Source organism: Spirillospora sp. NPDC046719, from assembly GCF_040645715.1.
GTDB lineage: Bacteria > Actinomycetota > Actinomycetes > Streptosporangiales > Streptosporangiaceae > Spirillospora.
Genome location: NZ_JBEYYT010000776.1, coordinates 1 through 2,569, shown reverse-complemented (window position 1 = coordinate 2,569; position 2,569 = coordinate 1). Strand labels below are relative to the sequence as shown.

The 2,569-nt window shown below is 78.5% G+C and carries 4 protein-coding genes; all 4 read right to left on the bottom strand.

Annotated elements, in window-relative coordinates; genetic code table 11:
- A partial coding sequence (locus tag ABZ914_RS50050) for a hypothetical protein (RefSeq protein ID WP_500201627.1) occupies positions 1-344 on the bottom strand: 344 nt, incomplete at its 3' end.
- The gene (locus ABZ914_RS50045; RefSeq protein ID WP_500201626.1) at positions 334-1,713 is read right to left on the bottom strand and encodes a hypothetical protein; all 1,380 of its coding nucleotides are present in this window, start codon (positions 1,711-1,713) and stop codon (positions 334-336) included. The genes ABZ914_RS50050 and ABZ914_RS50045, both read right to left, overlap by 11 nt.
- Positions 1,710-2,363, bottom strand: coding sequence for a 4Fe-4S single cluster domain-containing protein (locus ABZ914_RS50040; RefSeq protein ID WP_433241483.1), 654 nt, complete (start codon positions 2,361-2,363; stop codon positions 1,710-1,712). Before ABZ914_RS50040 ends, ABZ914_RS50045 begins: the two co-directional genes overlap by 4 nt.
- A partial coding sequence (locus tag ABZ914_RS50035; RefSeq protein WP_500201625.1) for a hypothetical protein occupies positions 2,360-2,569 on the bottom strand: 210 nt, incomplete at its 5' end. The genes ABZ914_RS50035 and ABZ914_RS50040, both read right to left, overlap by 4 nt.

The window sequence follows — 2,569 nt, the reverse complement described above, 5'->3', positions numbered from 1 at the left end:
GTCCGCAGCCGCCGGCGGCCGAGCGGGCCGCTGAACCCCGGGCGCATCACCGACGCGTCGCCCTCCGGCCGCTCCGCCCCCACCGGGTCGGCGGGCAGGCGCCGCGACGCCGCGTCCCGGACGGTCAGCGTCGCGTCCAGCGAGAAGAACACGACGCGCTCGTAGCCGGCGTCGTGCAGCGCCTCCCACACCGCGCTGCCGAGATCGTGCTGCCGGTACAGGCCGTCCACGAACGCGTCCTTGACGCCCGGCCCGTACAGCGGCAGCACGGACTCGCCCTCGCGCGCCGCGTCCCGCAGCGCCAGTAGCCGCTCGGGCACCGCACCGGCCGGTTCAGCGCTCATCGGCCCCTCGGCCGCGCACCTCGTCCTGCCCTGCCACCGGACGGGAATGAGCCGCTGGGCGGGATTGGGCCGCCGGGCGGGCCAGCCGGTCGAAGTCGCGGAGCGCCGGATCGGGCTCGCCGCCCTCCTCCGCGGGGTCGCCGGCGTCCAGGCCCTCCGCGCGCAGCGCCCGGCTCACCGCCGCCGACCGCTCCCGCCGCGCCGCGTCGTCCGGGTCGTCCTCGTACGACAGGATCCGCAGCGTGAACCCGGACCCGTCGCCGTCCGGCGCCACCTCCACCACGACCTCGCCGCCGTCCGCGCGGTGCCGCAGCCGGCTGAAGAACGCGCGCCGCTCGTCCCCGGCGGCGTAGGTGTTGCCGGACCAGGCGAACCCCTGCCCCTCCAGCACCGCCACCACCTGCTCGGCGACGTTCACCCGCAGCTGCGACGCGACGATCCGCTCCGCGGCCCGCTCGACCAGCGCGTCCAGCCGGCCCTCGTGCTCCGGCGCCGTCTCGGTGATCAGCGCGTGCAGCTCGGCGGCGTCCAGCGGGCAGTCCGGGTCGGCGACCAGGTCCACCTGCCGGGCGACCGCGTCGCGCAGTTCGGTGAGCCCGCCGTCCGTCCAGTGGTCGACGTCCAGCACGGTGCCCGGGTCGGCCTCCGCGATCGGGCGCTCCGCGTTGTCCTCGATCGTCGCCGCGACCGTGCGCAGCGCGGCGAGCGCCTCCGCGCGGAGCGCCTCCCACTCCAGCGCGAGCCGCTCCACGTCCGCGCGCAGCTCGCTCAGGTCGAGGTAGAGGTCCTGGACCTGGCTCAGCGAGTACCCGGCCGCGTGCGCCTCCAGGTTCCCCCGCGCCACGTCCAGCCGGGACGCCAGCCGCTCCAGCCGGCCCGGCGCGAACCGGTCGTGCGGCAGCGTGTCGCGGATCGCGTCGTGCATCGTCCGCGCGTCGTCGAACAGCCGCCGCGCCGCTGCCGCCGCCGCGTCGCTCTCGCCGCGCAGCGCGCCGACCCGCGCGTCCACCGCCGCGAGCCCGGCGCGCCGCTCCGCCCGCTCCCGGGCGATCTCGGCGGCGAGCCGCTCGCCCTGTTCGGCCAGCTCGCGGCGGCCTTCGGCGAGCCGCTCGCCGTGCTCGCGCAGCCGCCGGCCGGTCTCGTCCTCCAGCTTCCTGGCCTGCTCGCTCAGCCCGGCGAGCGCGCGGTCCGTGCCGTCCTGCCGGGCCGCCGCCTCCCGCCGGGCGCGCTCGACGTCCTCGCGCGCGGCCCGCTCCACCTGCCGCAGCAGGCGCGGCATGTCCCGCCGCACCTTCGCCAGGTCGCGGGCGGACGCCTGCGCGTCCCGCCACGCCGCCGCGTCCACCGAGATCACCTTCGCGCCGCTCATCGGGACTCCTCGCCGCTCGTGCCCTCGCGTACCGTGCCGGTGAAGATCTCGCCTCCGCCTGGGGAGGCGCCGCGCGCGCGGGCGAACCCCTCGGACAGGGCGCGGGGCGGCACGCCGACGAGCAGCGCCTCCCCGCCGCGGACCCGCACCTCCGCGCGGCGCGGGCCGCCCGCCAGCTCCGCCGCCGCGCCGGCGAGCCGGTCCGTCAGGTGGTGGACGCGCTGGTTGGCGCTGCCGCGCAGGCCCCGGTCGTCGTTGCGGGACCGCACGTACCGGCCGTCGATCAGCACGTCCACCTCGGCGAGCAGCGCCTCCGCGCCGTCCCGGCCCGCGAGCTCGGCCCGCCGGAACCCGGTGAAGCAGATGACCGACAGGTCGCGGCGCGCGCGGGCCGCCCGCACCAGGTCCGCCAGCGCGGCCGCCTGCGCCATCGGCTCGCCGCCGGACAGCGTCAGGCCGGTGACGTCCGGGTCGGCCAGCAGCTCGTCCGCGAGCGCGTCCGGCGCGACCCGGCGCGCCTCGCGGAACGGGATCCAGTCCGGCGCGAGGCAGCCCTGGCAGCGGAACGGGCAGCCCTGCACCCAGACCACCGAGCGCAGCCCCGGCCCGAGCGCCCGCGTCCCGACGCACGTCTCCGCCACGTTGATCACCGGCGCCGGTCCTGCCACCAGTTCGTCAGCGGCCCGAAGAGCCGGTCCCTGCGCGACTGGCGGGTGCCGTCCACATGCCCCTCGTAGCCGGACGGCCCGAACCGCGACGGCCGCGGCGGCACCCCGGCCCCGCTGCCGTAGGGGGCAGCGTTGCCGTTCGGGTTCCCGCCGAAGGGCATCGGGTCGCCGCCCGCGCCCGGGGCGCC

Bases quoted from the DNA above. Each gene is read 5' to 3' on its own strand.
- ABZ914_RS50045 (WP_500201626.1), bottom strand. From the start codon at position 1,713: ATGAGCGGCGCGAAGGTGATCTCGGTGGACGCGGCGGCGTGGCGGGAC.